The sequence below is a fragment of the Nocardia sp. NPDC041819 genome (genome assembly GCF_055590505.1).
In genome coordinates this window covers 23995-32583 of sequence record NZ_JBVJAP010000030.1, presented here as the reverse complement: position 1 = coordinate 32583, position 8589 = coordinate 23995, and the positions used below count along the sequence as shown (strand labels likewise).

The following is an 8589-nucleotide window of genomic DNA, read 5'->3' as shown; positions in this document are numbered from 1 at the left end:
GGGTAGTAGCCGCGACCTGAGGGTGCGGATGACGTGGCCGTCGCAGGTGATGTGAATGCTGCGCAGATCCGCCCAGACGGTGACCATGCGACCGGTCATGCTCGCGTGCAACGACACGGGGAGCTGTCCGGTAGTGATGGGCACAGATCGAGTCCTACATGTACATCGGCCACCAATGAACCCGCCCTTCGTCCGGTCATCAGATGCGGCCGCGCGTCCACGGCCGGTGACTGCTTCGCCGGCCGAGGGGCTAACACCAAGGGCGAAGAAGCAAACAAACCGGTCCTTTTGCCTATTGTGGTGTACCGCCAAACGATGTACCGTTATACAGCAGATGGAAGACACTGGAGAGCCTCGCACCTCCCTCAAAAGGAGGCCCGGAGCTGCCAGAAGGTTCCAAAACCGAAGCGGGGCTGTCAACCTCCCTCAAAAGGAGCGCTTGTGAGCCCCGTTTCGGGTACCCGGGGGGATTAATCCGATTGATCGAGGAACGCCGAGGATCAGTGAGTGGAGTGAAGGGCCGGAGCTACGAGGTCCGCACGTTCGGCTGTCAGATGAACGCGCACGACTCCGAACAATTGTCCGGACCACTTGAAGCCGCTGGCTATGTCGCGGCTGCACCCGATCAGACTGCGGATCTGGTGGTGTTTAGACCCCGTCTCATGTGGCGTACTTCGTCAGCTTCTTGAAGCAGGTCAGCGCTGCGGCGAGGGTGAGGAACGCGAGGAAGTGTGTGGCTTTGCGGTCGTAGCGGATGTTGAGCCGGTGGTAGCCGGTGAGCCAGGAGATGGTGCGTTCGATGACCCAGCGGTGGCGGCCGAGGCGCTGGGAGGATTCGATGCCTTTGCGCGCGATGCGGACGGCGATACCCCGATCGCGCACCCATTGCCGCAGCTCGGCGGTGTCGTACGCCTCGTCGGCATGCAGTTTGGCCGGTGTGCGCCGACGCGGACCGCGCCGCGACCGAACCGCGGGGATCGCTTTGACCAGCGGCCGCAATGCCTCGGCATCGTTGGTGTTGGCCGCCGAAACCGCCACCGACAGTGGCATTCCCGCCCGATCGGACAGTACGTGGATTTTCGAGCCGGACTTGCCGCGGTCGACCGGGCTCGGGCCGGTCAGAGATCCCCCCTTTTCGCCCGGACGCTTGCTGCATCGATCACCGCACGCGACCAGTCGATCAAGCCCTCGCTGCCGAGCTCATCGAGTATCGCGCGATGTAGCCGCCGCCAGAGACCGGCTTCGGTCCACACCGTGAACCGGCGGTGCGCCGTTGGAACGGTGACCCCGAATGACGGTGGCAGCATCCGCCACGCACACCCGCTGGTCAGCACGAATACCACTGCCGTGAACACCGCCCGCTCGTCGGCCGGAGCAGTACCCCCACCCTGCGGTCGTGGCTCGAACTTCGGCAGCAACGGCTCCACCATCGCCCAAAGCTCGTCCGGAACGAGACGTTTCGACAACTTGTCCGACACGGCCGAACATCATGCACCACAACCGATCACAGTCCATCGCGACCCACCGATAACCAGTCACAACGACGTGAGACACGGTCTTGACACCTGCGCGGTACGCGAGAACGCTGACAACAAACTTTACGGCGCGCTCGGGCACCTGGCCCCGATCAAGGCCGGCCGTGCGGGAATGCAGATCGCGGTGGGAGGTTGCCGGGCCCAGAAGGACCGCGACGTCGTCATCCAGCGGGCGCCGTGGGTGGATGTGGTGTTCGGCGCCCATAACCTCGCCTCATTGCCTGCGCTGCTGGAACGCGCCCGGCATAACAACGAGGCTCAAATCGAGATCCGCGATGCACCGGAGCCCGCATTGCGCGGCAGGGAAGTCGACTGCCGCCCCGGTGACGTACTCGCCGAGATAAAAGCGCTGGTTGCCCAGGGCATTATCGAGATAACACTGCTGGGGCAGAACGTCAATTCCTACGGAGTGAACTTCGCAGACCCCGACCGGCCACCCAACCGTGGCGCGTTCGCCGACCTAGTGCGCGCCTGCGACACGATCGAGGGGCTGGAACGGGTCCGGTTCAGGTCGCCAAATCCGGCCGAGTTCACCGACGATGTCGTCGAGGCAATGGCGGAAACACCGAAGGTTTGCCCGCAGCTGCACATGCCGCTTCAGTCCGGTTCCAATCACATACTTAAAGCGATGCGCCGCTCCTACCGCCAGGCGCGCTACCTCGCCATCATCGACGGAGACCGCCGAGCTATACGCGAGGCGGCGATCACCACCGACATCATCGTCGGCTTCCCGGGCGAGACCGACGAGGATTTCGAGGACACCCTTGACGTAGTCCATAAGGCACGGTTCGCCAGTGCTTTCACATTCCAGTACTCGCCCCGCCCCGGGACGCCGACCGCTGCACTTCCCGACCAGTCGCCGAAATCTGTTGTCCCGGAACGGTTTAAACGACTCACCGCCCTGCGAGACCGGATCTCCCTCGACGCCAACCAGGCCTTGGTCTGCACTTCCGTCGAACTTCTGGTCATCGATAACAACAGTAGGAAGAAATTCACCATCGAGCGTGTGAGCGGCGACGGACGTTTGGTCTACTTCCGGACCGGCTCCGCGTCGGTCCGGCCCGGCGACCTCGTGACCACCACCATCACTGCCGCCGCACATCACCACCCACTCGCCGATGATTCGATCCACAGCCACCGCCGCAATCGCGCCGGAGATGCGCACGACCGGTGCCCCACCCCCACCACCGCACCCTCCGGCGTAGTTCTCGGCCTTCCGCGCATCGGCGCGCCCGCCGGTCCCGATCACCAGGTCACCGAATGATGGGGACGACCGTTTGTGTCTACTGTTCAGCGGACACCGATGACCAGGACAGCCTAGCGCTGGCGACAGCTGTCGGCCGCGAAATCGGCAGGCGCGGCTGGCGTCTGGTTTCCGGCGGCGGCAGTATAGGCATGATGGGCGCTGTGGCGCAGGCAGCGCGCGCCGCCGGAGCGCATACAGTGGGTGTCATCCCGGCAGTGTTCGCAGACCTCGAACTGGGCGACATGAACGCGCAGGAATTGATCGTCACTGAGACACTCGCAGAACGCAAAAACATCATGACCGCACGCGCTGACGCCTTTCTCACCTTGCCCGGTGGCATCGGCACGCTGGAGGAATTGCTGGAGACCTGGACGGCAGGTTACTTCGGTGTACACAACAAACCGATGGTCATCCTCGACCCAGCTGGCCACTATCTTGGCCTGATCGAATGGCTCCACACTCTGCTCAATCGCCGCTTCATCCGCCGCGCCGCACTCGACCGCCTCGTCCTTACCACCGACATCGACACCGCTTTCCGAGCCCTGAACTCCAACGGGCCTCGATCCACGAACCCACGCGACCCGAACGGGACCACCCGATGCGGTCTCGCCGACGCATAGTTCGACGAGCGAATCGGTTGATGAGGAAAAATGCGGTTCGGGCAAGCTGTCCAAAAAGCCTCGACGTCGCGATGGAGTTGAGCGAGGACTCCAAACCGATGCGGCTGACGCGCGCTGCCAGATGCCCAGTCACCCGTGCCCCGGCACGGCCACCCACTGCGAGCGCGACCGCGGACAACACCCGCTGTAGCAGCAACGTCGGGACTGCTGCACTGGAAGGTGACATCTGATCTGTGGTGCCGTGTGGCTCTGCTGGAAGGATGGACACCGTGCCCAGGCCCTTTCCCAAGGGGTTCCGCGACGACGTCGTGCGGGTCGCTCGCAATCGAGAACCAGGCCAGAAGCTCGAGCAGATCGCGGCCGATTTCGGGATCAGCGAGTCGTGTCTGGCGAACTGGATGAAGACCGCTGGTGTCGAGGACGGTTTTTCTGCGGGAACGACCGCCGCGGAGAACGCCGAGTTGCGGGAGGCGCGTCAACGGATCGGGTTGCTCGAGCAGGAGAACGAGGTCCTGCGCCGGGCGGCGGCCTATCTGTCGCAGGCGAACCTGCCGGGAAAATGACTCTTCTATGGCTCCTGTCAAGCCGGGGTCGTTGTTGTTCGGAGTTGCCGGAATACGGCGCGGCAGACGTAGCGTTTGAGATTGCGTCGGATTTCTCGTGCTGATTTGCCTTGTGTGCGACTGCGTTCGGCGTAGGCGCGGGTGTCGGGGTCGTAGCTGAGGCGGGTCCGGAAGATGATGTCGAAGGCGCGGTTGAGTTGGCGGTCCCCGCCGCGGTTGAGACGGTGGCGGACGGTGTTTCCCGATGAGGCTGGTTGTGGTGCGACGCCGGCGAGGTTGGCGAAGGCGGATTCGGATCGGATGCGGCCGTGGTGGGAGTAGGCGCAGTAGATGATGGCTGCGGTCACCGGCCCGATGCCGGGGGTGTCCTGCAGGCCGGGCGCGACCGTATTGACCAGTTCGTTGAGTTCGGAGTGGTTGCGTTTGAGCTGGGCGTCGTAATCGATGATCGCTCGTGCCAGGCGCCGGGCCTCGGCGCGGGCGACTTTGGTGACCTGGTCGCTGGAGGCGGCGCGCCAGCTGGCGATGACTGCGATGGTGGGGTTGGTGATCGGTCGGCGGGCGTCGATGCCCAGGTCGATGGTCCGAAGTAGTGCGGTGAGGGCATTGCGGCTGGCGGTGCGCTGCTGGTCGAGCAGACGCCGTGCGGCCAGTAGTATCCGCAGGGCTGTGCGATCGCCAGCGGATCGTGGTGCCGCGACTCGCGATTCTTCGCGTCCCAGAACCGATCTTGCGGCTGCTTCTGCGTCGATTCGGTCGGTCTTGCCGTCGACGGCCTGTTGTTTGCGCGAGGGTGGCCGGACCTCGCCGACGGCAATTCCGGCATCGATCAGAGTGGCGGTCAGAATCGCGCCGGGGGACGAGGTGGCTTCCACTGCGGCGAAGACCGCCCCGATGGTGCGGTTTTGTATCCAGGTCACTGCGCGGGCCAGGCCGGCTGGATGTGTGGGGAATTCGCGGGTGTCGGCGACGGCACCGGTGCGGGTTTCGATGGCAACGAAGGTGTGGGTGCGGGCGTGGGTATCCACGCCGATCACGAACTCGTAGCGGTCGGCTATTCGAGCCCTGTGAATGGTCGTCCTCTCGGTGTCTCGGGCGGTGGCGTCGGCCGGGTCACTCGGAGGCAAATCTGTAACGGGTCACGCGTGAACTGCGCGGACATTCTTCTGATCAGGCCATCCGGGCGGGCGGTCCGACGCCCGACTCACTGCGCGGACAAGTCATTTTCAAGACACCCGATGATCGGGGTCGGATATACCCGGAGTCACGCGCAGCGAGCCGAAGCGTCAGCCTGCCAGCCGATCTCAGACCGGCCAAGACCATTACAGATCTACCCGCTCGTCCGCGAGCTGGCCGCTGACGGGATTCCCGTCGCGGTGACGTGCCGGGTCCTGAAGATTGCGCGCCAACCGTACTATCGGTGGCTCGCCGATCCGGTTCCTGCCGCTGATCTCGAGCAGGCGTATCGGGCTAATGCCTTGTTCGATGCTCACCGCGACGATCCCGAGTTCGGGTATCGGTTCCTGCTCGACGAGGCAGCCGCGGTCGGTGAGCCGATGGCGGCGCGGACCGCGTGGCGGATCTGTTCGGTGAACAAGTGGTGGAGCAGTTTCGGTAAGAAACGCGGCAGCAAGAACGGTCGGTCGGGTCCACCGGTTCATGACGATATGGTCGCCCGGAACTTCACCGCTGATGCGCCGAACATGTTGTGGCTCATGGACATAACGGAACATGACACCGGTGAAGGGAAGCTCTGTCTTTGCGCGGTCAAGGACGTGTTCTCCAACCGGATCGTGGGTTACTCGATCGATTCACGGATGAAGGCACGCCTGGCGGTCGATGCTCTGGCATCTGCCACGGCCCGGCGCAGCGCGGCCGGTGAGCAGGTCGCCGGCTGCATCGTTCACAGCGACAGGGGGTAGCAGTGTCGGTCTCGGAAGTTCGTTCGCGCCTTGGGCGCTCACGCGATGGTCGGGTCGATGGGGCGGGTCGGTGCGTGCCCCTTATCCGGCTAATATCCACCTATTTCCCTGGTCAAGGGGGGTTCGGAGGCCTTCGGCGATTCGTGTGTTCGCGTGTCGGCTAACCCGGAGTAGACCTGTCGGGCATGAGCATGGACAACCGTGATCGACTGCGCCTGGAACAGGATGGTGGCCGGTGGTATCTGGCCGGACCGGGTGCCGACGGGCTGCGGGTGATCGACGAGTATCTGGGTTATATGGCTGATTGCAACTATTCACCGAAAACAGTGCGGGCCTATGGATTCGATCTGGTGATGTTCGGCCGGTGGCTGCTCGGTGAAGGATTCGGGGTCGACGATGTGACCACGTCGGTGCTGCTGCGGTTTTTGGCCGCGTGCCGGGCGGCGCGTTTACCGGGGCGGCCGGGTCCGAACGTGGTGGACCTGGCGGGCCGGCGGCTGGACGGATATGCGGCGGCGACGGTGAACCGGCGGCTGGTGGCGGTGTCGGGGTTGTTCGCGTTCCGCGCGATGCGCGACCCGGCACTGACGAGTCCGGTGCCGAAAGGCCGTGAAGCGCAACGGTTAGTGCCAGGTGAGAAGACCGGACTGCTGGCGCATCTGGTGCGCAAGCCGCGACCGCGATCGGCACTGCGACTGCGGGAACCGCGACGGCTGCCGAGGCCGTTGGCGGTGTCGGAGGCGGCACGGTTGCTGGCGAGTCTGCGGACCTGGCGCGACCGCGCGATCGCCGGGCTGATGCTGTATTGCGGGTTGCGGTCGTGCGAGGTGCTGGCCCTCGACGTCGCCGATGTCGACATCGGTCGCGGCTGGATCCGGGTCTGGGGCAAGGGCGCCAAGGAACGCGCCGTCCCGCTCGACAGCGACCTGGCCCGCGTGATTCAGGGCTATCTGCTGGCCGAGCGACCCGAATCAGGCTCGGCGCGTTTGTTTCTGGTCGCGAAGGGCCCGCACCGAGGGCAGCCGCTCACCCCGGCCGGGTTGCGGACGATCTTCCGCTATCACCGGCAACTGTCCGGTGTCACCGCCGGACATCCACGCGCGTTGCGGCATTCGTTCGGCACCGCGCTGGCCGAGGCCGGGGTCGATCTGTCGGTCATGCAAGCACTGCTCGGGCACACTCATGTCGACACCACCGCCCGCTACATCCATCTGGCACCGAAGCGGGTGAAGGAGGAATTCGATGCCGCACGCGCACGTATTCGCCGCCAGGTCTGACGCCGACGACATCTACCACACCTACCTGGCCGAACTGGCGCGCACCGGCCGCGGCAGCTCGCCCTACTACAGCTCGGCCCGCACATTCCTGCAACGCTGGCCCGACCCGCAAGGCTGGGCCGATGAGCCGCTCGAGCTGCGGTGCTCGGCGAATTCCTCGACGCGACCGTTCATCACGTTTTTGATGCTTCACGGCTGGTTGCGGCCCGGCTACGACTATCTGTTGGAACGCAAGATCTCCAGCCTCTGGCGCGAGATCGACGCCTCCTCGATCGGAGGCGATCTCGCTCGATACCGCACCGCCGCAGGAGAACTCGGATTCAGTCAACGGGTCCGCACGGCTACCGGCTCGCAGGCCCCGGCGCGGCTGCTGATCCAGACCGGCCGCCGCCTGCACCAACTCACCACCGGCGATCTCAACGAGTTCGCCGACGCCTGCCGCGACCGCCAAGACCGCACCGGCAAAGGCTGGCACCACTACAAGGCCGCACTGGCCAACACACGTTTGGTGCTGTTCCACCTCGGCATCCTGCCCGAACCGCCTCGCCGCGGCGGCCCCTGGGACTTCGCGGTCCGTCTCGACGGCATCACCCCGGCGATCGCCGAGGCGATGATCGACTACCTCAACGCCAAACGCGGCACCTGCACCCGCCACACCGTCTCCAGCATGGCCACCCGCCCAACGCACCGACGCCCAGAAACTCGCCGACGACGCCCAACGCCGCGGCTGGATCACCGAAGCCGACCGCCACCACAAACTCATCGCCCGACTCGACGCCGCCATCACCGACATCCAGAAATCAGCCGGATAACCGCGAAACACCGCCAGCGGAACAAGATCAGCCCTGATTAGCCGGATAATGCGGTGACAACGCTGCGATGGAATCGTTTTTCGCGTTGCTGCAGAAGAATGTCCTCGACCGCCGGGGCTGGGCGACTCGCAACGAGCTCCGGATCGCGATCGTGACCTGGATCGAACGGACCTACCACCGCCGCCGAAGCCAAGCCAGGCTCGGCAGATTGACCCCGGTCGAATACGAAGCAATCATGACCACACCAGCCACTCAGGCTGCCTGACCGAAACTGTCACCTCTCGGTGCAGCAGTCCCCACTCCGGCGATGCGGGGTCAAGTCCAGGGGCGTGGTGTAGGAGGGGCGGTCACCGCTGATCCGGTTGGTTAGGCGGTGAGGGCTGGGGTGGTGGTTTCCTCCTGTTCATTCGGGTTGGTGTCGGTGGTGGTGCGGGATCGGGCCAGGACGTCGAGGCCGAGGTAGCGGCGGCCTTCGATCCATTCGTCCCTACCTTCTATTGCGGGCAGCTCGGGCCAGTCGTAGGGTTCTGGCGCCCACAGGGTGTCGGGTATGGCTTCCATTCGTCTGCCTATGTTGTGGCTCAACACGATTGGCCGCCCGACACCCCTCGGCG

At 64.7% G+C, this 8589-nt stretch carries 8 protein-coding genes and 3 pseudogenes; 8 read left to right on the top strand and 3 right to left on the bottom strand.

All coding sequences use genetic code 11. The features are described 5' to 3' along the window. Positions 1-473: 473 nt before the first annotated feature. A pseudogene (locus ACZ6DL_RS37160) lies at positions 474-650 on the top strand (tRNA (N6-isopentenyl adenosine(37)-C2)-methylthiotransferase MiaB); the annotation flags it as partial. A gap of 10 nt (positions 651-660) precedes the next feature. On the opposite strand, the gene ACZ6DL_RS37155 reads toward ACZ6DL_RS37160, so the two are convergent. Beyond that, positions 661-1430 (bottom strand): IS5 family transposase gene (locus ACZ6DL_RS37155; protein WP_466058312.1). Its coding sequence is split into 2 segments (ribosomal slippage): positions 661-1128 and positions 1131-1430, totalling 768 coding nucleotides; the frame shifts between segments, so codons are not numbered across the junction. Positions 1431-1467: 37 nt separating this feature from the next. Between ACZ6DL_RS37155 and ACZ6DL_RS37150 the strand changes: the two genes are divergently transcribed. From ACZ6DL_RS37150 to ACZ6DL_RS37140, 3 genes are all read left to right on the top strand, one after another. Further along, positions 1468-2799 (top strand): MiaB/RimO family radical SAM methylthiotransferase, encoded by a 1332-nt coding sequence (locus ACZ6DL_RS37150; protein WP_466058308.1) that lies wholly within the window; start codon positions 1468-1470, stop codon positions 2797-2799. Then, positions 2796-3401, top strand: coding sequence for an LOG family protein (locus ACZ6DL_RS37145; protein WP_466058307.1), 606 nt, complete (start codon positions 2796-2798; stop codon positions 3399-3401). The genes ACZ6DL_RS37150 and ACZ6DL_RS37145 overlap by 4 nt, the downstream gene beginning before the upstream one ends. 269 nt (positions 3402-3670) lie before the next feature. Then, a complete protein-coding gene (locus ACZ6DL_RS37140) occupies positions 3671-3964 on the top strand; it encodes a transposase (RefSeq protein WP_466058305.1) in 294 nt (97 codons plus the stop codon). A 17-nt stretch (positions 3965-3981) separates the two neighbouring features. On the opposite strand, the gene ACZ6DL_RS37135 is transcribed toward ACZ6DL_RS37140, so the two are convergent. Further along, a complete protein-coding gene (locus ACZ6DL_RS37135) occupies positions 3982-5022 on the bottom strand; it encodes an IS110 family RNA-guided transposase (protein ID WP_466058310.1) in 1041 nt (346 codons plus the stop codon). A 180-nt stretch (positions 5023-5202) separates the two neighbouring features. Here ACZ6DL_RS37135 and ACZ6DL_RS37130 point away from each other — a divergent pair, with 180 nt between their 5' ends. From ACZ6DL_RS37130 to ACZ6DL_RS37115, 4 genes and pseudogenes are all read left to right on the top strand, one after another. Next, a complete protein-coding gene (locus ACZ6DL_RS37130) occupies positions 5203-5886 on the top strand; it encodes a DDE-type integrase/transposase/recombinase (protein WP_466058303.1) in 684 nt (227 codons plus the stop codon). Positions 5887-6071: 185 nt separating this feature from the next. Next, a complete protein-coding gene (locus tag ACZ6DL_RS37125) occupies positions 6072-7163 on the top strand; it encodes a tyrosine-type recombinase/integrase (RefSeq protein WP_466058301.1) in 1092 nt (363 codons plus the stop codon). Beyond that, on the top strand, positions 7129-8016 hold the full coding sequence (locus ACZ6DL_RS37120; RefSeq protein WP_466058299.1) for a hypothetical protein: 888 nt from the start codon (positions 7129-7131) through the stop codon (positions 8014-8016). Before ACZ6DL_RS37125 ends, ACZ6DL_RS37120 begins: the two co-directional genes overlap by 35 nt. A gap of 8 nt (positions 8017-8024) precedes the next feature. Then, positions 8025-8240, top strand: a pseudogene (locus ACZ6DL_RS37115) (IS3 family transposase); the annotation flags it as partial. 101 nt (positions 8241-8341) lie between these two features. Here the strand turns inward: ACZ6DL_RS37115 and ACZ6DL_RS37110 are convergent. Continuing rightward, positions 8342-8470 (bottom strand): annotated as a pseudogene (locus tag ACZ6DL_RS37110) (hypothetical protein); the annotation flags it as partial. Between the last annotated feature and the right edge of the window lie 119 nt (positions 8471-8589).